Source organism: Streptomyces sp. NPDC020681 (genome assembly GCF_044334895.1).
Taxonomy (GTDB): Bacteria; Actinomycetota; Actinomycetes; order Streptomycetales; family Streptomycetaceae; genus Streptomyces.
Genome location: NZ_JBIRTX010000046.1, coordinates 1 through 19,122, shown reverse-complemented (window position 1 = coordinate 19,122; position 19,122 = coordinate 1). Strand labels below are relative to the sequence as shown.

17 protein-coding genes and 6 pseudogenes are annotated in these 19,122 nt (G+C 66.4%); 9 read left to right on the top strand and 14 right to left on the bottom strand.

Features of this window, described 5'->3' with window-relative positions:
* The coding region (locus ACH4YL_RS39895) for a transposase (protein WP_398512431.1) at nt 1-272 on the bottom strand (272 nt) is incomplete at its 3' end.
* Between the two features lie 1,703 nt (nt 273-1,975).
* On the opposite strand from ACH4YL_RS39895, the gene ACH4YL_RS39890 reads away from it, so the two are divergent.
* The 3 genes from ACH4YL_RS39890 to ACH4YL_RS39880 all read left to right on the top strand — a co-directional run bounded on the left by ACH4YL_RS39890 (nt 1,976) and on the right by ACH4YL_RS39880 (nt 5,667).
* Nucleotides 1,976-2,266, top strand: coding sequence for a DUF485 domain-containing protein (locus ACH4YL_RS39890; RefSeq protein WP_398512435.1), 291 nt, complete (start codon nt 1,976-1,978; stop codon nt 2,264-2,266).
* A gap of 56 nt (nt 2,267-2,322) precedes the next feature.
* Nucleotides 2,323-3,885 carry a cation acetate symporter gene (locus ACH4YL_RS39885; RefSeq protein ID WP_398512434.1) on the top strand — a complete coding sequence of 521 codons (1,563 nt, stop codon included), beginning with the start codon at nt 2,323-2,325 and terminating at the stop codon, nt 3,883-3,885.
* 654 nt (nt 3,886-4,539) lie between these two features.
* The gene (locus ACH4YL_RS39880; RefSeq protein ID WP_398512430.1) at nt 4,540-5,667 is read left to right on the top strand and encodes a prephenate dehydrogenase; all 1,128 of its coding nucleotides are present in this window, start codon (nt 4,540-4,542) and stop codon (nt 5,665-5,667) included.
* Nucleotides 5,668-5,923: 256 nt separating this feature from the next.
* On the opposite strand, the gene ACH4YL_RS39875 is transcribed toward ACH4YL_RS39880, so the two are convergent.
* Nucleotides 5,924-6,490 carry a hypothetical protein gene (locus ACH4YL_RS39875; protein ID WP_398512429.1) on the bottom strand — a complete coding sequence of 189 codons (567 nt, stop codon included), beginning with the start codon at nt 6,488-6,490 and terminating at the stop codon, nt 5,924-5,926.
* A gap of 870 nt (nt 6,491-7,360) precedes the next feature.
* On the opposite strand from ACH4YL_RS39875, the gene ACH4YL_RS39870 reads away from it, so the two are divergent.
* Entirely contained in the window at nt 7,361-7,885 is a 525-nt protein-coding gene (locus ACH4YL_RS39870; protein ID WP_398512428.1) for a hypothetical protein, read from the top strand.
* A 454-nt stretch (nt 7,886-8,339) separates the two neighbouring features.
* Here ACH4YL_RS39870 and ACH4YL_RS39865 read toward each other — a convergent pair.
* Nucleotides 8,340-8,686: pseudogene (locus ACH4YL_RS39865) on the bottom strand (transposase); the annotation flags it as partial.
* Between the two features lie 92 nt (nt 8,687-8,778).
* Between ACH4YL_RS39865 and ACH4YL_RS39860 the strand changes: the two are divergent.
* Together ACH4YL_RS39860 and ACH4YL_RS39855 are read left to right on the top strand one after the other, a co-directional pair.
* A complete protein-coding gene (locus tag ACH4YL_RS39860; protein WP_398512427.1) occupies nt 8,779-8,922 on the top strand; it encodes a hypothetical protein in 144 nt (47 codons plus the stop codon).
* 80 nt (nt 8,923-9,002) lie between these two features.
* Nucleotides 9,003-9,200 (top strand): annotated as a pseudogene (locus tag ACH4YL_RS39855) (transposase); the annotation flags it as partial.
* Between the two features lie 977 nt (nt 9,201-10,177).
* Here ACH4YL_RS39855 and ACH4YL_RS39850 read toward each other — a convergent pair.
* The 6 genes and pseudogenes from ACH4YL_RS39850 to ACH4YL_RS39825 all read right to left on the bottom strand — a co-directional run bounded on the left by ACH4YL_RS39850 (nt 10,178) and on the right by ACH4YL_RS39825 (nt 14,126).
* The gene (locus ACH4YL_RS39850; protein WP_398512433.1) at nt 10,178-10,471 is read right to left on the bottom strand and encodes a cold-shock protein; all 294 of its coding nucleotides are present in this window, start codon (nt 10,469-10,471) and stop codon (nt 10,178-10,180) included.
* Nucleotides 10,472-10,527: 56 nt separating this feature from the next.
* On the bottom strand, nt 10,528-10,932 hold the full coding sequence (locus tag ACH4YL_RS39845; protein ID WP_398512426.1) for an ATP-binding protein: 405 nt from the start codon (nt 10,930-10,932) through the stop codon (nt 10,528-10,530).
* 592 nt (nt 10,933-11,524) lie between these two features.
* Nucleotides 11,525-11,869: a type I-E CRISPR-associated endoribonuclease Cas2e gene (cas2e, locus tag ACH4YL_RS39840; protein WP_398512425.1), complete on the bottom strand. Its 345-nt coding sequence runs from the start codon at nt 11,867-11,869 to the stop codon at nt 11,525-11,527.
* The gene (gene cas1e, locus ACH4YL_RS39835; protein ID WP_398512424.1) at nt 11,866-12,837 is read right to left on the bottom strand and encodes a type I-E CRISPR-associated endonuclease Cas1e; all 972 of its coding nucleotides are present in this window, start codon (nt 12,835-12,837) and stop codon (nt 11,866-11,868) included. The genes cas2e and cas1e overlap by 4 nt, the downstream gene beginning before the upstream one ends.
* Before the next feature lie 4 nt (nt 12,838-12,841).
* Nucleotides 12,842-13,620, bottom strand: a pseudogene (cas6e, locus tag ACH4YL_RS39830) (type I-E CRISPR-associated protein Cas6/Cse3/CasE).
* On the bottom strand, nt 13,620-14,126 hold the full coding sequence (locus ACH4YL_RS39825) for a type I-E CRISPR-associated protein Cas5/CasD (RefSeq protein ID WP_398512423.1): 507 nt from the start codon (nt 14,124-14,126) through the stop codon (nt 13,620-13,622). Before ACH4YL_RS39825 ends, cas6e begins: the two are co-directional and overlap by 1 nt.
* Before the next feature lie 17 nt (nt 14,127-14,143).
* Between ACH4YL_RS39825 and ACH4YL_RS39820 the strand changes: the two genes are divergently transcribed.
* The gene (locus ACH4YL_RS39820) at nt 14,144-14,731 is read left to right on the top strand and encodes a hypothetical protein (protein WP_398512422.1); all 588 of its coding nucleotides are present in this window, start codon (nt 14,144-14,146) and stop codon (nt 14,729-14,731) included.
* A gap of 375 nt (nt 14,732-15,106) precedes the next feature.
* On the opposite strand, the pseudogene ACH4YL_RS39815 reads toward ACH4YL_RS39820, so the two are convergent.
* Nucleotides 15,107-15,313, bottom strand: a pseudogene (locus tag ACH4YL_RS39815) (TIGR03943 family protein); the annotation flags it as partial.
* A pseudogene (locus ACH4YL_RS39810) lies at nt 15,310-15,762 on the bottom strand (permease); the annotation flags it as partial. The pseudogenes ACH4YL_RS39810 and ACH4YL_RS39815, both read right to left, overlap by 4 nt.
* A 479-nt stretch (nt 15,763-16,241) precedes the next feature.
* Between ACH4YL_RS39810 and ACH4YL_RS39805 the strand changes: the two are divergent.
* Entirely contained in the window at nt 16,242-16,604 is a 363-nt protein-coding gene (locus ACH4YL_RS39805) for a group II intron maturase-specific domain-containing protein (RefSeq protein WP_398512432.1), read from the top strand.
* A 400-nt stretch (nt 16,605-17,004) separates the two neighbouring features.
* Here ACH4YL_RS39805 and ACH4YL_RS39800 read toward each other — a convergent pair whose 3' ends face one another.
* The 3 genes from ACH4YL_RS39800 to ACH4YL_RS39790 all read right to left on the bottom strand — a co-directional run bounded on the left by ACH4YL_RS39800 (nt 17,005) and on the right by ACH4YL_RS39790 (nt 18,753).
* Complete coding sequence (locus ACH4YL_RS39800; RefSeq protein WP_398512421.1) at nt 17,005-17,280, bottom strand: isoamylase early set domain-containing protein; 276 nt, start codon at nt 17,278-17,280, stop codon at nt 17,005-17,007.
* Nucleotides 17,281-17,745: 465 nt separating this feature from the next.
* Complete coding sequence (locus ACH4YL_RS39795; RefSeq protein WP_398512420.1) at nt 17,746-17,937, bottom strand: DUF6381 family protein; 192 nt, start codon at nt 17,935-17,937, stop codon at nt 17,746-17,748.
* Nucleotides 17,938-18,546: 609 nt separating this feature from the next.
* Nucleotides 18,547-18,753, bottom strand: a complete 207-nt coding sequence (locus ACH4YL_RS39790) for a cold-shock protein (protein WP_398512419.1) — start codon at nt 18,751-18,753, stop codon at nt 18,547-18,549.
* 231 nt (nt 18,754-18,984) lie between these two features.
* Here ACH4YL_RS39790 and ACH4YL_RS39785 point away from each other — a divergent pair.
* Nucleotides 18,985-19,122, top strand: a pseudogene (locus tag ACH4YL_RS39785) (IS5/IS1182 family transposase); the annotation flags it as partial.

Genomic DNA, 19,122 nt, shown 5'->3' with positions numbered 1-19,122 from the left:
TGACGGATCTTCCGCAAAGCCCGCTGCAGCCACACCCGGCTCACCACAGCAGCCAAAACCGTCCTCGCCCTGGAAAGCAACCGCTGAACATGCTCAGAGTCTGGCGACCTCGCCGTCATCGCCGCCCCGAGCCCGAGGATCTCGCGCCGGCCCTCGGTGGTGACGGCCAGCGCCACGTTGATGGGTCGGTTCGACACGGCATCGTCGCGGATCTTGACGTGGCTGGCATCGATGAAGACCACGGGACGGCGTCGAGCGGCCGGCTCTGCCATTGAGGACCTTGTCGGTCATGGTGGCGATGGTCTGGTGGGACCCTTCGGTCCCGTAGATCTCGGTCAGGTGGACTTGGACCTCGTCGGTCGTCAGGCGCTTGGCGGCCAGGGGGAGATGACCACCTCGTCGACGCCGGTGAGCCGCTTCTGCCGCAGTGTCGTCGCCGGGAGGGGCAGGAGTCTTGCCCCTCGGGGCTGTCTGTGCCGGGCCGGTGAGGATTGACTGGCCGGCGGTCGTCCAAAAGCGCGGAGGACCGGAGCGGCTTCGGGAGGAGAGGGGGGATCCCCTTCCTCAAAGCCGCTCCGGCGCTGGTGGCATCCCCGGTCTCGCGCGCGGTGCTTGCGCAGGCACTGGCGTGCGTTTCCGGGGACGCCTGCGTCCCAGCAGATCTGTCCGATTCGCGGGACGCGAAAAGAAGATTGCCACGTCTTTTCTTGGAATGGATATGGGGGCGAATGAATCTGGCGTATCGCCGATGAAGGTTGTGCCCGGTTTCGAGGAGTTCCAGTGTTTGCGCTGGGCTGCCAGGAAGGTGTTCCGGTGTGCTTTTACCGTCTCGGCGGACTCAACTGACCGTTCATGGCCCGGTTCGGCTTCCCAGACATGACTCAGAACAGCTCCTGAGCTTGGCTTTTTACCTTCCGGGCGGCCGATGGTTTGAGCCTGTCGGGGCGTTTGTCGGTCTTGCTACGTTGTAGCGGTGCGGGGCGGGGGTTTTGGGCACCGTGCACTGTACGTGAAGATCGACGACGGGCTGGGGGTGGATCGGGGGATGAAGTGATCCGAAAGCTACTGGCGGGTTACTCGTCGGCTATTTCACCGCTCATTGGCGGTGCACATCGACATGTCCCGGCATGCCGGGTGACGCCTCCCTGGTGGCGGTGGCGTGGATCGAGTCGGCGTTAAACGGATCTTGCGCACCATCATCATGAAGGCACTAGCTAGAGCGGTAGGTGCACCACCTCGTCGTGGCCGCCGGCCAAGGGATTGGTTGGCGGCTGGCCATCGCTACCACCCGGGTGTGCCGGGTATCGCACTCGGCAGGCCTGGGGTGCAGTGCGGGCGGACGGGAGAGTCAGCTCTGGACTCCTGGGGGCGAGTGCGTGGGGCCTTGGGGCGGTTCGGCCGGGACGCTCGCTGGCGACGTTCGCTCGATCGCGGCCCCCGGCTACTTCATCGAGGATCACGTCCCGTCGCCAGGGAGTTCGTGGCGAGGTCCGCGCCATCGCTGGGCGATGGTGGGTGGCTGGTGGTTTGTGATCATCCTGTTCGGGACCCGCGTCATCATGGTCGTTTGCGATCGCTGCGGACTTTGAGGTAATCCGGTATATCCCGCGGGTTACGTACTTCAATGTCCTGATACGGGGACATGTAGTCTTGCGATGCATCGAGGACAGTGGCCCACTGGGCATTTGGCATTGCCCGAATTCACCGGATTACTCGTGGATTTCGTTGAACGTGCCCGCAACCCCGCCAGCGGCACCGATACTAGCCCCCGGATCGCACCTTGCCTTACGGCCTTCGAGCGAACCCCGATAGTCGGAATTGCGACGGATGCTGCAGTGCGCGTCTGTTTTGCCGATTCCGGGCCAGGTGCACTCGCATTCACAGTATCAGGAAGTCAATTCACCCTGGAGAAGCCGTGCACGCTGGTAGGAATCCCGCAGTGGAGGTCACTCTGCGAACTGAGTCGTACCTTGAGATGCAGGCGAGCCCCGAGTTTGCCGAACTCCGCAGGGCGTATCGCTCCTTCACTTTCCCTCTCACGGTGGCCTTCATCGCCTGGTATCTCCTGTATGTCCTGCTGTCCATCTACGCGGGCGGCTTCATGGGCTCGAAGGTGGTCGGGAACATCAACGTTGCTTTTGTCCTCGGGGTCGCCCAGTTCGTGACCACATTCCTTATCGCCTGGTGGTATGCGCGATACGCCGCCGCGAAGCTCGACCTCCAGGCCGAATTAATCAAGTCCCGAATGGAGGGCGGCGTGTCATGAGCTCCGTCATCCAGCTCGCTGCGCACAGCACAGTGGGCAGCAGTGACCTCGTCGTCATGCTCTTCTCGGGATTCGTGGCCGTGACCCTGTGCATCACGATGTGGGCGGGCCTCCAGGCCGATGGGGTAGAGGACTTTTATGCCGGTGGCCGTCGTTTCAACTCGGTACAGAACGGTCTCGCCCTCTCCGGCGACTACATGTCGGCTGCTTCCTTTCTCGGTATCGCCGGTGCGATTTCGATCTATGGGTACGATGGATTTCTCTACTCCATCGGCTTCCTAGTCGCTTGGTTGATCGCATTGATGCTTGTGGCTGAGCCATTTCGGAACACCGGTCGTTTCACGATGGCAGATGTGCTGGCGTACCGATTGCGTCAGCGCGCGGTCCGTACTGCCGCAGGTGTTTCGACTATTGTGGTTTCAGTTTTCTACCTGCTGGCCCAGATGGCGGGCGCGGGTGTAATCGTCTCACTGCTGCTGGGCGTCAACAATGACGTAGGCAAGATTGGCATCATCGCCGCGACGGGCATCTTGATGATCATTTACGTATCGATCGGCGGCATGACAGGAACCACGTGGGTGCAGATGATCAAGGCGGTCCTTCTGATCATGGCCTCCCTTCTCATTACAATCCTGGTGATGCTCAAGTTCAATTTCGATATTTCCGCTCTGCTGGGGGCGGCTGCAGAGAGAAGCGGTGAGGGCAGTGCCTTCCTGGAACCCGGCCTCAAGTACGGCGCCACATCCACCTCGAAACTGGACTTCATATCGCTGGGCATCGCACTGGTACTGGGCACGGCCGGTCTGCCCCACATCCTGATCCGCTTCTACACGGTGCCTACCGCCAAGACCGCTCGGCGGTCGGTGATCTGGGCCATCGGCATCATCGGTGCCTTCTACCTGATGACACTCGTCCTCGGCTTTGGCGCCGCCGCGCTCATCGACCCGGACACGATCATCGCGTCCAACAAAGCCGGCAACACCGCGGCACCCTTGCTTGCCCAAGAGATGGGCGGAAGCATCGGTTCGGAGTGGGGCGCGATCATGCTCGCCATGATCTCGGCTGTAGCGTTCGGCACCATCCTCGCCGTGGTAGCCGGACTGACGCTGGCCGCTTCGTCGTCTTTCGCCCAAGACCTGTACGTAAACCTCAAGCGTAAGGGGCGAATCACAGAGGACAAGGAAGTCAATGTGGCCCGTACTGCCGCCGTCATCATCGGCGCTGTCGCCATCGTCCTCGGCGCCTTCGCCCGCGACATGAACGTCGCCGGACTCGTCGCGCTCGCCTTCGCGGTCGCCGCCTCGGCCAACCTTCCCACAATCCTCTACAGCCTCTTCTGGAAGCGGTTCACCACCCACGGCGCGCTGTGTTCCATCTATGGCGGCCTCGCATCTTCCGTGCTGCTTGTTCTGTTCTCGCCGGTCGTCTCGGGCAAGCCGACATCGATGTTCCCCGACGCGGACTTCTCCTGGTTCCCGCTCGAGAACCCCGGCCTGATCTCGATCCCGCTGGGTTTCGTGCTCGGGTGGCTCGGATCCGTGCTCTCCAAGGAGAAGCCGGACGAGGGGAAGTACGCGGAGCTGGAAGTCCGCTCCCTCACCGGAACCGGATCCCACTGATCGGGACCGGGTCACACCGCATGCCTGCCGCGCCGCGGCCCCTTCTTCCCGGCCGGGGCGGCGTCGTACTCCGCAACGCCCCGCGTGCTCCTCCGCAGAGAATGTCCGCCGCTTCAGCCGAGGCGCCGGTCCCGATCCGGCGCTGCGGAGGTGGGCCGTGCCAGGGCGTACTCCTGTCTCGCCCTTCCAGCCGCACCGGCAACGCGGGCGCCTCAGACGAGACGCTCAGCGAGTTGCCACGGAAGTCATCTCAGACAGACATAACCCCTGTACAAACAGGCAAGCATCCTCTCCACTTCGTCCCACCTCTCAGGCCTCTGGTTGCCCTCATAGGGCTCACCCAGGAGAGTTCACTCGTCCCCCTCTTCTGCATTCTGACGACCATCACTGTCGGTTCCGGAGAGCCCCCTGTCCGTGCTGCAGGAAGGATCTGCTGTGATTGTCCAAGACGCCGGTGCCCCTCGTTTCCCATCCCCCGAGGCTCTGCGGCACCTGGGGATCATTCTCGACGGCACCGTCGCTGGCTGCCCGCGGACAGGACCTGCTGGGCTCTGCCGGGGGCGTAACCGGGCCGCGAACTGGGGACCGCACCCGGCGCACCTCTGCGGGACCGCATGCACTCCCGCAGAGCACCACTCGTAAGGACATCGCCCCATGAGAACTGTCATCGTCGTTGGTACCGGCCTCATCGGCACCTCCGCCGCCCTCGCGCTCGCCGCGCGCGGCGTCGAGGTTTACCTGGAGGACCACGACCCGGCCGCAGCCCGCACCGCGGTCGCCCTGGGCGCCGGCACGGACGACCCGCCCGATGGCCCGGTCGACCTCGCGATCATCACCGCACCCCCGGCCCACGTTGCGGCGGCCGTTGCCGATGCCCAGCGGCGCGGGCTCGCCCGTGGCTACCTTGACGTGGCCAGCGTCAAGGCCGGATTATTCCGCGACCTCGAGACGCTTGGCTGCGACCTGACCTCGTACATCGGCACCCACCCTATGTCCGGCCGTGAACGCTCCCGCTCGCTGGTGGCGAACGCCGACCTCTTCGAGGGTCGCCCCTGGGTGCTCACCCCTTCCCCGGTAACCGAGACCGAGGTGCTCAACCTCGCCCTGGAACTGGTCGCCCTCTGCCGTGCCGTGCCGGTGATCATGGACCCCGAAAGTCACGACCGCGCCGTGGCGCTTGTCTTGCACACCCCACGCCTCGTGTCCAGCATGGTCGCCGCCCGCTTCCAGGACACCGAGGACAGGATCGAGCTTCTGTGCGGGCACGGTATTCGCGACGTCACCCGTATCGCCGCCTCCCAGCCTGGCATGTGGATCGACATCCTCTCCGCCAGCCCCGGCCCCGTCGTGGACGTTCTAGCCGATATCGCCGCGGACCTGACCGACACCATCGCCGCGCTGCGTGCCCTGCAATCTGCAGACGACGCGAAACGCCGCGACGCCGCGTCCGGCATCGAGGACCTTTTCCGCCGCGGCAACGCCGGCCGAGCCAAGGTCACCGGCAAGCACGGCTCGACACCCAAGACCTACGACATCGTCGCTGTCCTCATTGATGGCCAGCCCGGGGAATTGGCGAGAGTGGTCGCCGACGCAGGTCGTGCGGGCGTCAACATTGAGGACATCCGGATCGAGCACTTGACCGGGCAGCAAGCCCGTCTGGTGCAGCTCATGGTCGAGGCTGCGGCAGCACCCCGGCTTTCGGAGGCACTGCGGAAACGTGGATGGCCCGGGCCAGAAGCATCTGTGCCACATGGTGAAGGCCTTGAGAAGGGACCGGTTTGACGTCGCTTCGCTGCCTGTCCGTGCGAGGACGCCCTTGCGAGCCTTCCCCCTTGTTGACGCGCAGGCACACGTGGACGGGTACCTCGTTGAGGTCGCCGCGTCCGACGAGCAGGACCACGCCGGGGACACCGTCTGTACCTGCTGGTGAGTCGGCGTGTTTTCCAAGGAAGTTGGCGATGCCGTGGCAGCCCATCGTGTCGTGGCCACAGGAACGACGACCTGCCCGGTGGAGGTGCCGCGGGCGGCCTACGGATAGTCAGCCGGCTACCGCCTCCGGCTGCGGCTTGGCCTCGGAAGGCTCCGAGGTGGCTGCGGTGCTGTAGAAGACGGACGAGCCCTGCTTGGTTCGCTGCACGTGGCTCTTGGCGACCTGCCCTTCGAGCGTGGTACGCACGACAGTGATCTTGATAGTGCGGTCGGGATGAGTCTGCGCGAGAGCGGAGGAGATTTCCGCGGCGGAATGTGGCTCGCTCTGCTTCGCCAGGTGGTTGCGGATCAGGTCGACGAGGGTCGGCTTGCCGTCCGCCTTGGAGGGATTGGCACCGGTCTTCGTCGACGCTGTCTTCGTCACAATCGTGGCCGTCTTCATCGGCTTGCCCTGCTTGGCTTCAGCGGAGGCCTGCTGAGGCATGGATGGTGCAGCCGCGGTCTCTGCCTCTGCCGCACGCTCCGCTGCCGCAACGCTTCCGCTGCCGAGGGCCTGCTGCACGTTCACCAGCACGGTGTGGTCCTGCTGCAGGGCTCGCAACTGCTCCTGCAGCGCATCGATCTCGATGCTGATGCGTTCCTGCTCCTTGGCGTTGCTCTCGAGATCGCCCGTCACCTGGGCGAGGTACTGGGACGTCAGTTCTGTGGTGCCCGCTTGGCTTTGAGACATGGCACTGGCCTTTGTTCAGTTCGCGACCTGGGGTGCCGGGGAGTACCCGAGTTCGCGAATGGATGGGGGATGTGTTCCGTGTGCAATCACTGGATCACACGCAGGCCGCAACACCTGCGGTCCGCGACATCTTAGAGGTAGTACGCAGGAAGGGAACCGATGTTCCTGTCGAGTAGTACCTCACTCTTCCCTCAGAGCGAGTCGGCCAGCGGCTGCGAGGCCCGTGACGCAGTGACAGAGGAAGCACGGTCACCGCTGCGCAGCTAGGTTCATCCTGGACTCTCACTCGGCCGTCCGACGGCGCCGATCACCACCAACACTTCGAAGTGCCTCCCTGCCTCCGAAGAAGCCAGTGGTCATGCCCTTAATCAGTGGTCTGTCTGTGCCCCGGGAGCCCGAGAAAGGCCGTGAAGGCCGAGGTTCACGCACGCGCCAACCGGGGGAAGCGACGAAAAGCAGAGCGCGGGGTGACGAAAGGCCGGGGTTCAGGAAGAGCGGCGGCCGCTGCGCGTCCTTCGGCGTTCGCGCTGCGGCCGGTTCCCAATCTGGGAACGCTGGACCTGCCGTGGAATCTCGGGCCGCTGCTGATACGTCAACTCGGTGGCCAGCGCGAGCGCTTGGCGGGCTTCTTCGGTTGTAGTGGAGGGCTGGTTGCGTTCCCGTGCGTGCCCGTGCGTGCCCGTGGATGGCGCGGACGAAGCTCTCGACCCAACCGGTGAAGCGAGCACGTTTGGTGGCGGTGTTCCGGTTGTCGATGGTCTCGGCGACCTCGCCCAGCCAGTACTCCGACCAGCTGTCCATGACCATGCCGTCCCGGTGCTCCAGGAGCAGCCGGCCAATCCGCTGGGCGAGCGGGAAGCGTCCCTCCTGCACGAGGACCTGGGCGCGCTCGGCTCGCTCCTCGGCCGCGGTGCGTTCCTCGTGTTCCCGTGCGACTTCGGGCGTGCGCCGCTCGCCCGGCTCGCGAACCTGGTCGGCCTTCAACCGACGCGCCTTTTGGTAAGCGCCCTGCTTGGACGTGACGCACAGGGCTTCGGCGAAGTGGTGCCACGGTACGCCGGCCGCTCGGCCGTCCTCGATTGCCTCCAGCTGGCCGGGGTCGGCACGCTCGCGCAGGAACTGCCACAGCTTCGCACGCAGTACCGCAGCCTCTCCGACGAGGTTGACCGGGCAATCCTCCGGCTGCGTCAGCTCGCTCGCCGTCCGCTCCGTGTGCTGGAGCACCAGGAACAGCTCCTCCGAGGCGGGAAACCGTTCGAACTGTGGGTCACCGCCCAGGCGGTGCAGTTCACGGAGCCGATCCGCGGTGCCCGCAGTGTCGATCGCCCCCAGGCGACCTGAGGCCGTTTCGGACGGGGCTTGCTGATCTTCTTCACCACGGTCGAAGGCTTCGCCCGTGGGCTGTTCCCAAACTGGGGACGCCCGGCAACCACCCGGATCAGCGACACTGGCGCTCTTAGCGGGCCTCTACGGGATCTTGCGCCATCAACACGGGATCCCCACAGTCGAAAAGCCGCAAAACCGCAGGTAGACGAATTCCGTCGGTGGCCCAACCGCCTCCGCTCAGTCGAGCTCGTCACCGTGTTCACCTCTGTCATCGCCTTCGCCGCGGGTCTCTCCAGGTCACTCTCACCGCCGACTTCTCGCTCCGTGACCTTCTTCTGCTCATCGGCACCTGGGGCGCCGCCAGGTGATCTGCGGGCTCCTGGTCATCGGCGGTACCTGGCTGATCGCCCGCCCGCGCCAGTAGACGGCTCGCCGGGACCGGTGACCTCAACGCCGATGGCAGGCCCGAGTCCTGCCGGGCGGCATAGCGGACGGAGTTCCGCAGCAGATGCACGACGCAGGTCTGGACGATGGTGGTCGGCCTGACCGTTCCGACCGCGCCGTCGGGAAAGCCTTTCAGGCCGTCGCAGACGAGCATGAGGACGTCGCCGACGCCGCGGGTCTTGATCTCGGTGAGGATGCGCAGCCAGTGCTTGGCGCGCTCGCCGCCGTCGCCGGCCCACAGCCCGAGGGTCTCGCGTCGGCCCTCGGTGGTGACCGTGAGGGCGACGTAGATGGGGCGGTTCGCCAGTGCGCCATCTCTGATTTCACGTGGAAGGCGTCGATGAAGACGACGGGGCAAATCGGGTCGAGGGGGGAAGTCAGGGAAGACTTTCGCGGACTCTCGGGGCACCTACGGATCGCCGCAGATCTTCATGCTGCTGGTCCGCAAGGGCTGACGGATTTCGGTGAACACCGTCGCGAAGCTGATGCCGCAGCAGCACCGCGCGAAGACGATCGGGCGACTGGCCGCCGGGCGACGCCTCGCTCAGGAGTGGGTCGGGTACCGATACTTGATCAGGGACATGGCCTGGCACGGTGATCTGGTCTGACAGGGCACAGACCGAGGGCAAGCCCCGCCTGCGCTTTGATGCGGACCGAAACTCCCTGACCTGGAAGACCCGGTAGGGACGGTGCCCGCGATGACAGAGAAGGTCGCCGCAAGCGCCACGTCGTCGTCGAAACCTGCGGCCTGGTCCTGCTCGTCATCGTCACACCGGCTGACGTCACGGACCGGGACGCCGCCCGCGAAGTCCTCTTCCGGCTGCACCTGATGCACCCCGAAATCGCCGCCGTCTGGGCTGATTCCACCTACGCGGGCACCTCGTGACCTGGGCAAAGACACAACTGGACCTCACGATCAAAACGGTCCGACGGCCGCCGAACACGTCCGCCTTCGTCGTGCTGCCCCGCCCTTGGGTGGTGGAAAGGTCGCTGTCGTGGATCATGAGAGCCCGTCGGCACTGCAGGGACCACGAGAGGCTGCCGCAGGTGAGCGAACCCTCATCACCTGGGCGACGATCACACTGATGACCCGCCGCCTCACCCGCAAACCGGCACGACGATCGACGCGAGCACCGATCGCCCCAACCCCGATGCCGCCCGCCGCTTGACCGCGAACAACATCGCTCTCGTCGGCACGCCGACGATCGCTCACTCCTGCGAGGCGTCGGGGGACTCGCCCTGGCCGAACTCGCGGTGCCAGCGCAGAAACTCGAGATGAGAGGACTGCTCCGGCAGCGCCGTAGGGGAACGAACCGGAGGAGTCCTCACCACATGCGTCTGCCCGCTGCCTCACCGCCCAGCCCCGACCTCACTCGCGCGAGCGACAGGGCCAAGGCGCGTTCGACACCGGGACGGGCGAGGGCGGGCCAGTTGACGCCCGGTGCCGCACGGGGTGAATCAACCCGTCAGGACTACCGACACCGTCGCAGCCACGATCGTGACCGCAGCCAGAGCGACCATCACCGTCCTCACCCCTCGACCTGCGCAGGACGCTGAGGCAGTCCCGGCGGCACCATCCAGGGCGCGGGGGAACATTTCGCCTCCACCGCCGGCACCTGAAGGGCCTGGGCGGCAGCCTCCCCACCGTTGCACGCACCACACGCAGGTGTCCTCTACATGGCCGGCAAGCCGGGCGCCGGGATCTGAGTTGGAGCAGTTGCCGAAGGCTTCCATACCCGCTCAACGACCAACTCCGGCCTAGCGCCGACACGTCACCCATTTGCCGCGCCCCCACGCCCAGTCGGACGGCCCGCGAGGGGCCTGGCACTGTGACGGCGCGCCAGGCCCTTCGGGCGGGGAGCCTCATGCACCATTCCACCGGATGAGCCGGCTGGCCCGCGGGCGCGCGGCCATCTCGCCTCCCGCTCCCTCGAACGGCGGACAGCCCGGCCCCGCAGCCTGTCGGATGTTGTCGGCTCGGACACCCGCGGCGTCCTGGGTGACATCGAAGAGAACCCGGCCGCCCGCGATCAGCGCGCAGTCCGCGTCGCCGGGAACCGCCGAGCGGTGGGCGACGGCATCTGGACCGCCGCTGTCCTGGGCGATGACGCCCACCCCGCGGCCGGAATCGAACCACCTCACCACGCCGCTCGGCACAGGCAACCCCAACTCTCATCGCGCAGACACGCTCATGTAGCGTCCGATCCCGTCCTTCAGCCCTTGGGTGTGACGACAGTGGGACACGGCACGAGCGCCGTCACCGTCTTGCCCGCCGAGTGGGTCTCGACCTGCACGCCCACTGACAGTTCCGGGAACAGGTGCCAGCCGAACCCGCCTGGCTTACTGGCATCCAACGGCAGGGGCCGCGGCGGGACCGGGCTGGCATCGTCCACCACCACCGTCCCAGGACCTGCCTCCAGCTCGAACCCCGTCGCGCCGCTGGCATGCCGCACCGCATTGGCGAACAGCTCCGACACCACGAGCAGCGCCGTGTCCACCGCGCTTCCGCCCTCCGGCGACACGAGCAAGAAGCCGCGGGTCACATCCCTGACCTGCTCAGTCCCCCGCGCGCTGCCGTCTTTGATAGGATCGTGGTCTTTCTCGGATGGATGCAGCATCGCATACTCCGGCGGCTCGGCAGTAGGACGCCTTCCGCCTGCCCCGGACAGATCGGATCATCCCGCGACTCACCCTCTCGGGTGAGTCCAGAGCGGCGCGGCACGATTCCCTCGTCTTCGAAAACAGTCCACCGTGTCCCTGACGGGACACCTCGCCGGCGTGAAGATCGGTAGTGCGGCTGACCGCGAACGCCGGGGGTAGTGCCTTGGCGGATTGGTCCCGCGAGACAGTCTGGTGCCGGACCTGGCCTGAGGGTCCACGCTCTCTTGCCATGAGCACGCCGTTTCAGAATCCCGACCTGCCTACCGCTCCCGGTCAGACCGCACCCGTGACCGTCCGAGCGAGGAGCGAGGTGAAAACGCTTGACGGATACGGAAGTGACGGACCAGGGTGCGGAGTTGCCCGCCACGCGGGACCAACCCCGCGGGTGGCGGGGAGCAGGGCACGGAGCCGCCAAAGGACATCGCTGCGATGGGACCAACCCCGCGGGTGCGGGGAGCAGACTGCGTGACCTGCAGTTTCATCGCGGGTGAAGCCAGTTTTTGAGCACTTTCCTCGATCCCGGTAATCTTCGTGGATGGGGCATAGTCGTCAATTTTTGCCGAAACGGCGGCGCTTGGCGACTTTGCTCCAGCCGGGCTTCGCGCCGCTGGGCGTCGGCTGCGTGTTGCTGTTTGGGCGTCGGATGAGGGTCAGGCCCTCGTGGTCTACTGGATGCCAGGCGTGGTCGTGGGTGCGGAAGGTATATCCCTGCTCGTTGGTGTAGGCAAGCAGGGCGCGGCCCTGGCTGGCGTATTGCTGTACCTCGTCCCACAGGACGTCGCGAATTCTTGCCGACGGGTTCCCGATGAAGACACCTGCGGAGATCTCAGGAAGCCAGCGGGTGAGGAACCCTCCGAGACCTGTTGGGCAGTTGGTGAGGAGGATGACGGTCACCAGATCGCCGTCTCGTCGCTGTAGTTGCGCCCCGACGCCACTTCGCTGCCGCCGTCGCTCTGCAGTGTGACGCGGTCCGGTTCAACGTCCTGCGGGGTCGTCGGGTCGCTGCCTGCGGGCGTGCCGTCGGGCAGGAGCAGGCGTTTGATGTCGTCGACGCAACGGTTCAGCAGCGAGGCTTGGTTGATCCGGTCGCGCAGGGCGCGGCGAGTGCGGGGGCCGACGTCCTGGTCGTCCTCCGTGGCGATGTCGAAGGCCAGCGGGATTCCGATCTCGGTCTTGTAGAGGTCTGCGATGTCCAGGACGAAGGAGAGTTCGTGGCCGGAGTGGATGAAGCCCAGAGCGGGACTGCAGCCCAGGGATGCGACGACGGCGTGGGCGATGCCGTACATGCACTGGGCGGCGGCGGTGATGGCCTTGTTGACGGGCTTGCCGCTGGAGAAGTCGCCGGGTGTGAATTTCCGGCCGCGCCAGAGGATGCCGACACGGTTGGCCTGGGTTCGGTAGCAGTCCTTGACGCGCTGGCCTTCGCGTCCGAGGAGTTCGTGGCGGGTGAATCTCGCGGGGTCCTTGTCGGGGAAGCGGAGTCGGTACATGGCACGCGCAACGCCGATGCGGGCGCGGACGTTGGCCCATCGGAGGGCTTGTGCTTCGACGAGGGCGGAGGAGCGGGTCAGTGCGCGGCCGCCGGCGTAGTAGCGCACGCCGTTTTCCCCGACCCAGGCGACCGCCGCACCGGTCTCGCCGAGGACGCTCATCGCCTGGTGGGTGATGCGGGTGCCGGGGCCAAGCAGCAGGGTGCCGATCGTGGCCGATGGGATGTGGGTGGTCCCGTCGGCGTCCTCGGCGGTGATGGCGTTGGCGTCCCGGTGGATCGTGCAACGTTCCAGGTAGATGAAGGAGAGGCGCTCGCCGGTGCGGGTGAGGTGTCGTGGGGTGAGCGCGGTGTGCTTTCCGACTGTGGCCACGGTTCTACTCGGTCGCGGCGGGGACCGGAGCGAGGGGCATCAGTCCGCAGCCATACGCCTTGGCTTTGCCCAGTCCCTGGGTGAGGGTGCGGCGCAGTGCGTCGGGGTCGGTGACTTCGAGTCGGCCGTCGAAGGTGATGGTGACGATCTTCACCCGGCGTTTGTTTGCTTCGTCGTCGCGGGACTTGGCGAATGCCAGGGAACGCTGATCGCGGACCGTCAGTTCGTGTCGATCGCCGTGGTGCTCGTAGTTCTTGTGCGTCGTGCCGTAGGGCAGCAGGCGTTTGGCGTCGGGCTTTTCGACGATGTGGAACCCCGAACGCTTCTGACGGTCAGGGTCAAGGAGCCACCCCTTCTGGTGGACGGGGGTGAGGTGTGCGGTGCGCTGGTCGGTTCGCCGTCCTTGCGACGGAACTGGTGGACCGGGTTGGCTGTGAGGCGGAACGCCCAGGTGCCGCCGGCGGTGAGGCGGTCGAGGAACGGGGCGTACGGCCGGGTCTGCCAGCCTGGCGTGTCGGGGTCGGCGGCTGCCGCGGGCCAGCCCGCCTGCTCGACGAGGTGGGTCAGGTCCGGTCGGGCGGGGCTGACGATGTACAGGAAGACCTCGGCGCGGGCGTTGTGATCGAGGCGCCACAGCACCCGGGGAGCTGCGGAGTTGTCGGAGTCTGTGGGCAGCAGGCCGGGGAACGACGACATGACGCCGGCGTGCATCGACTGGGGCGAGGAGAGCAGCCGACGGGCTCCGGGACGCGCGGTGTTCACGCGGAAGCGGGTCAGGTACATCAGGCGCCTTCTTCTTCCAGGAAACTGAACGGGTCGTGTAGGGGGACGGCATGCCCGGCTGCAGGGACGCGGGCGTGCGCCGACTGGGGGTGGGGCACGGTCACGGTGGTGCTGCGGATGGTGCGCAGGGCGTGTCGGCGCTGTTCGGCGGCGAAGCTAACGGGTTGGTCCCGCAGGCTGTCGCCGGCTTGTTCACCGGGGCGTGCTTCGAGCAGGAGCACCAGGTCGATGTGGTCGTCTCGGCGGCGGAGCTTTTGGTACCAGGGCGCGGCGTGCCAGGGCTCCTGCTGCAGGGCTGCTTCGAGGCTCAGCTCCTGGTGGACGGCAAGGTTCACGGGGTGGGCCGGTGGGCACGAACGGCGGCCCAGGAACGGCGGGTATACCGGTGCACGCAGACAGGCGTGTAGTTCGTCAATGAGGGGCCGTCTCCTTCCACGGCACCGACGAAGATGGCGTCGGCGAGGTAGAACCGCTCGGAGAGCGGCATCGCCTGCCGCTGTCGGCATGAGGCGGGGACAGAAACATGCCGACTCTCGGATATCTAGTCGACGAGCGCCCGGAGCTGCGACTGCGGTTCGTCGGGGGAGTGACAGATCCCTACCTCGACACCAAGGTCGCGACCCTCGTCACGGTCAGCCAAGAGAACCTGCTCGGCGGCGATGTCGACCTTGCCCACCTACCCGGAACACTGATCCTCCTCACCCTCACCGACGGCGGGATGGAAGGCGCCACCGCAGCCTCCGTAGACCGCATGCTCCGCGCACTGTCGAAGTTCCGGGCCGCGGGGCTGGTGGTCACCACACCTCAGCAAGACCTTTCGGTCTACCCGCCCACCACGCGTACTATCGCCAGCCGCCTGCGAGTTGCCCTGCTGACGACGACGGCCCATCCCTCGGCCTGGGACAACCTGAACGAAGGCATCCAGTACTGTCGTGCCCAGTGCGCCGAGCGCCAATTGGACGACCTCGCCGGGCTTTTGCACAGCCTCCCGGCCCAGTTGGCCGATGCCACGGCGATGCGGCGCGTCGCGGAGTGGCTCGCGGCCGCGCTCGAGGCGCTCGTTCGTGTCAGCGATCCGGACCGCGGTGTCCTCGCTCGGGCGGCGCGGTGAGCAGCGCACGGAAATCCCAGCGCGGCGCGAGAACTGCCGTCGAGACCGCCTCTCGCCGGGCTCTCGTGCTACTGGCAGGCGCAAATGGATCTCCGCATCTTGCGCTTGGCCGTTAGGACCCCAACAGTGAACTCCAAGTGAACACGCTGCCCGGCGTGCCATAGATCACCCTTTCGAGTGAGTTGGCTTTCGTATGCTGCATAGATGAGCGTCTCTGCATCGGGCCCGGCATCGGGCGAGGAGGGCGACGAGCCGTGCGCACCTTCGCTGACCGCACCCATGGTTGACCGGGAGCGGATCGAGCGCACCGCCCGCGTACTCAAGGCGATAGCCGACCCCACACGACTACAGCTGCTCCATCTGATCCAGACCGCCCGCGGGCTGGTGCTCCTGGGTGGCGCGCGGCCGTCGCAGTTCGTACCAGACAGTGGCGATGGCCGCGACGATCAGGACGATGCCGGCCACGAGCGGCAACGGGCGCAACCCGGCCTTGACGTAGCGCAGATAGAGGTCGGTGAAGCTGGCGCGCAGCACCGCCACGCCGACGAGGAACAGCACGGCTGCTTGCGCCTGCCGGTTCACAGCGTCACTGCCCCGACCAGGGCCGATATCAGGACGGCCACGGTGAAGGTGGCGGGGGCGAACCGCAGCGCGAATCCGCGGCCGATCGTGGCGGCCTGCATGGCGAACAGCTTCAGGTCGATCATCGGTCCGACGACGAGGAATGCCAGCAGGCGGTCAGCGAGAACTGGGACAGGGACGCGGCCACGAACGCGTCGGCCTCGGAGCAGATCGACAACAGCACCGCGAGGATCGCCAGGGCGAGGACCGACACCACAGGGATATAGGCCGCGGTGTACAGCCAGCTTGCCGGCACTACGGCTTCGGGAGTGGCCGCGGCCATTGCGCCGACGACGAGGAAGCCGCCGGCGTGCATCACGTCGTGGCGAACGGCCATTCGGTGGGCCCAGCCGCTGCCACAGCCAGCCCATCGCGCACGCCACGAGGAGACTCGCCACGAACCGGGCGAGGCGCCGCGCCCCCGGGGCCGCGGCCTCTTGCGTCGCTCCGGCCACACCGGCGCCAACGCCGCCTTCACCGTGCGGAATCCGACACCGTGCTCGCGCATCAAGGCCCGATAGGAAATCCCCGCCCGGGCGTCACGGCGGATCGCCGCGTACAGATCGACCTTGGACTTCGGTGGCACCACCGCCCCCTCACCGCGCAGAGCACTACCAGGCTCCCACCGCAAGGCCCTGGGCGTTGTTAGAACTCAGAGACACTGCCTTCCGGCGAAACCAGGCGTTCCCAGCTCTGAGCGACAAGCGGTGTCGGCTCCCACCTACAAAACCATCCTGGGTGTCGACGACTTCGCCCTGCGGGCAAGGGCGACTCCAACGCAATTATCCTCGTCGACCTGGAGGCGTCGGCTTCCGGTCGATGTCCTGCCGTGCCGGGACGCCGAGCCGCTGGCCGCCTGGCTACGCAGCCACCCTGAGGTCGAGGTGATCTGCCGCGACCGGGGCACCGCAGGCCCGGCAGGTCGCGGACGAAGATCAGCGGGGAGGTCCGCTCCTGGCGGCTCCACCTGTGGATCGGCCTCACCTTCGCCGAACTGGCCCGCAGGATCAACCCGATCGTGCGCGGTTGGATGCAGTACTACGGGGCGTTCTACCGCTCCGAACTGCTGTCCCTCCTGCGGCGCATCAGCGCCTGCCTGATGCGCTGGTTCCGCAAGAAGTACAAAACGATTCCGGTCGTTCAGGGCAGCCCACAAGTGCTGGCAGGGCATCACCAGCCGGCACCCCAGGCTCTTCGCCCACTGGGCATGGACACCGTGTTTCTGGTGATCAGAGCGACAAGAGCGGAGTGACGGGAGACTGTTACGCTCCGTTCCGTGGGAGCCCGGGGTGAGACTCTCTCGGGCCACCCAACCAGTGCCAGGCCCGTGGTCCGCGCAACTGCACGGCCCCGCTCTGCAGCCTGGCCGACGCTGCTGATCAGCGTCCAGCGGGCCCACCCAGACAGTAACCGCGGAGGAGGATGTCGCGCACCCGCCCGCGCTGAGGAGAAGCAGGTCAACGGCCTGGGCCAGTAAGCATCGAGCGCCCTGCCGGGCAAGGTGCTGCCGCCGGAGCACGCTGCCACGGTCAAGCCGATTGCCGCACGAAGAAGCGTCTGCGACGGCAAATCCGCAGGGACGATCACCGGCCACCTACGGGAGTGGCCGGATTTCGTCTCGCCTTCGGTTCAGATCGCGGAGGCAGCGACGGTCAGGTGTGCAGGATGCTGTTGTGGCCGTCGTGGGCGTCGGCGTGTTCGTCGTCGAACCAGTAGTCGCCGGCGGCCAGGTAGCGGAATCCGTAGCGCTGTTCGCTGGGCAGGGTGAGGGTGACGGCGCGGGTGCCCTCCTCTCTCGCCTCCAGGGGATGGGCGCCGGGCTGCCAGTCGTTGAAGTCGCCGACGACACTGACCTGGCCGCAGGGCTGGTCCGCAGGGATGACGAATGTGATCTCGGTGTCGTTCTTACGGCGGGAACGCTCCAGCATGGGGTTACCTTCCTCTTCGGCGAGCAGCTGGGGCCAGCATGGCCATCCTCGTGTTCTCCCGTCGCATCCGGCTGCGCCAACGGCGCCTCCTGTCGCCCGTATAGCCCCGGGCACCGTGTCTCCCAGGCGGTGCCCCGGGCATGCGCAACCGGGCAATACTGCCGCACAGCAGCAATTGGATGATGCGGCGGGTCCAGGCGTCGTGGTGCCTTGGCCGCATGCTCGTGCCGTGTGCGAAGACGGGGGTAGGTCAGCCCGGTTGGCGAAACCTGGGTCGGCCTCCTTTGGCCTCGGAGATGGGGAGGCGGAGGTAGTGACCGTCGCCGCCGCGTGATGCAGCGGAGATCGTGCGCAGCACGACGGAGCATGGCTGGCTGTGGTGCCGACATAGGTGACCGGCCGGTGGCCTCGCGCGCGCCTGGAGGGGTCGCGGGGGCAGCCACCGGCCGGTGCATATGCAGGGCGTTACGCCATGGGGTCGATGTCCCCACTGCCCATGCTGCCTTGCTGCTCGCTCTGCTCCTTGAGCCGGCGGGCCTTTTCCTTCAGCCGCTGACGCTCCGCCGGGTCAGTGGCACGCTCCGCGGCTTGTTCCATCTCCTGCGCCTGTTGGCGCATCTGCTGGGCACGACCGCCGTCCTCGCCTGCAACGCTCACTCACCGTTAACCTCGCAGCACCGCTGTGGGCCGGAGGGCCTCAAGACCCTCCAAGGCCACCAGGTAAGGCGGCTGGCCACGGACGCGGAGTGAGGAAAATGTACGGTTCGCCGCCCGACTGCCAGGTCGTCGGCGAGCTATTCGAAGGTGGCAGGCGGGACCCAGCCAGGCCACCATCGCACTGTCGCCGCGTACTTGTACTCCAGTGGCACGGCGGCGTGTTCGTCCACCCATCCGCTGCCGGTCGAGATCATGCGCATCAAGATCAAGACTCCCCGCCCGGAGCCTCGGCGGGCGTCTCTCTGCGATCCGGTCAGCTAGGGTTACGCGGCTGCTTGAGTCACTGGGGCAGGCGCACCGTGTTGGATTGCTCGCTGTTCAGCATCTCCTCGGCCTCTCCGAGGATCTCGATGAGGCGGCCAGCGTGCTCCACCCAACAGGCTGATGGGGCAGGGGTGCGACGGTCGACCGCAGGCGCCTTCTCGCTGGTGTCTCGCAGCGCGATGACTTGCAGCCGGCACCTAGCAGGTCGACGCGACGCGCGTGGCTACGGCCGGCGCTGGCGCTCTTGCTTTGCGGTCAGCCGGTGGGCAGAGTCCGCTCTGTGTCCTAGGCTAGGGGGACGACGTATTCCGCCTGGGGGCCCTTGGTTCCCTGGGTGACCTCATACTCGACACGGTCTCCCTCAGCCAGCTCCTTGAAGCCGCTGGTCTGGATCGCGGAGTAGTGGACGAACACGTCGGGGCCACCGGCGCCCTGTGCGATAAAGCCGAAGCCCTTGTCCGCGCTGAACCATTTCACCTTGCCTGTTGCCATTGGCCACATTCCTTCATCCATGCCACGGCATTTCCTCGACGTGCCGACCGCAGCCACATCGCGAACCACGGCCCCTAATGTTCCCCACCCAGCTACAGCGATGCGCGCCATGACACGCACTCAAACTCCGGTGAGACGCACTCAGAGAACGTTAAGAGGGCATCTGATCTGGATTGCTGGTGGTTTGATCCGTTCAGGTGACTGCGGCAGCAGTGCGTCGTTGCTTGTTCCGTGAGTTCTCGGCGCCCGTATCGCAGTGACGTGTCCGATGCCGGATGGGCTTTGATCGAGCCGGTGTTCACGGCTTGGCGAGCGGGGCGGACCGGGCCAGGCACAGCCGCTCGAGTGCATGATCTGCGGGAGATCGTG

Excerpts from the sequence above, each read along its gene's own strand:
- ACH4YL_RS39825 (WP_398512423.1), bottom strand. The coding sequence starts at position 14,126 with ATGCCGACAGCGGCAGGCGATGCCGCTCTCCGAGCGGTTCTACCTCGC.
- ACH4YL_RS39845 (WP_398512426.1), bottom strand. The coding sequence starts at position 10,932 with ATGCTGCATCCATCCGAGAAAGACCACGATCCTATCAAAGACGGCAGC.
- ACH4YL_RS39800 (WP_398512421.1), bottom strand. The coding sequence starts at position 17,280 with ATGCTGGAGCGTTCCCGCCGTAAGAACGACACCGAGATCACATTCGTC.
- ACH4YL_RS39820 (WP_398512422.1), top strand. The coding sequence starts at position 14,144 with ATGCCGACTCTCGGATATCTAGTCGACGAGCGCCCGGAGCTGCGACTG.
- ACH4YL_RS39890 (WP_398512435.1), top strand. The coding sequence starts at position 1,976 with ATGCAGGCGAGCCCCGAGTTTGCCGAACTCCGCAGGGCGTATCGCTCC.
- ACH4YL_RS39790 (WP_398512419.1), bottom strand. The coding sequence starts at position 18,753 with ATGGCAACAGGCAAGGTGAAATGGTTCAGCGCGGACAAGGGCTTCGGC.
- ACH4YL_RS39880 (WP_398512430.1), top strand. The coding sequence starts at position 4,540 with ATGAGAACTGTCATCGTCGTTGGTACCGGCCTCATCGGCACCTCCGCC.
- ACH4YL_RS39885 (WP_398512434.1), top strand. The coding sequence starts at position 2,323 with ATGCTCTTCTCGGGATTCGTGGCCGTGACCCTGTGCATCACGATGTGG.